1 protein-coding gene and 1 pseudogene are annotated in these 572 nt (G+C 33.4%); one reads left to right on the plus strand and one right to left on the minus strand.

Annotated elements, in window-relative coordinates; translation table 11 throughout:
- Positions 1 to 83 precede the first annotated feature (83 nt).
- Positions 84 to 392 carry an ArsR/SmtB family transcription factor gene (locus tag AC1DTM_RS30930; protein ID WP_016104596.1) on the plus strand — a complete coding sequence of 103 codons (309 nt, stop codon included), beginning with the start codon at positions 84 to 86 and terminating at the stop codon, positions 390 to 392.
- Between the two features lie 40 nt (positions 393 to 432).
- Here the strand turns inward: AC1DTM_RS30930 and AC1DTM_RS30935 are convergent.
- Positions 433 to 572: pseudogene (locus AC1DTM_RS30935) on the minus strand (serine protease); the annotation flags it as partial.

A 572-nucleotide genomic window follows, 5' to 3' on the forward strand; every position in this document is an offset into this window, starting at 1 on the left:
GTTCAAACATATTCGAACAATAGAAATATACCACTTTGTATGTTATAGTGCAAATATCTTAACTTATACAAGCAGGTGGAAAAATGCGTACACTCTATCATCCAAACCGAGAAGAAATTCAATTCTCTTCAGTCTTATATGCACTTAGCGATCAAATTCGTTTACAAATTGTAAATATGTTACTTGAGAAAAATGAGCAATCTTGTGGCTCATTAAACATCCCTATCGCGAAATCAACTTTATCTCATCATTTCAAGGTTTTACGTGAATCAGGTGTTATGTATACACGACTTGAAGGAACACAACGTTTCATTTCAATTCGTGAAGAAGACTTAAATGCTAGATTCCCCGGTTTATTAGATGTTGTATTAAACGCTACAGAACCATACTAAAAACCATCTCATATGAATATGAGATGGTTTTTAATAATTCCTATTCTTTTAATAAATCTATTAATCCATTCCCTTCAGATGTACGTTCATACCCTAAAGGTACAGTCCTTTTTATAAGTTGCGCGTATATTTCCGGCTCTGATAATTTTCTACCGTACTCTCTCTCACACTGCTTTATGA

This window comes from Bacillus sp. P4_D3, from assembly GCF_056401855.1.

Coding starts and splice junctions, on each gene's coding strand:
- AC1DTM_RS30930 (WP_016104596.1), top strand. CDS start 84: ATGCGTACACTCTATCATCCAAACCGAGAAGAAATTCAATTCTCTTCA.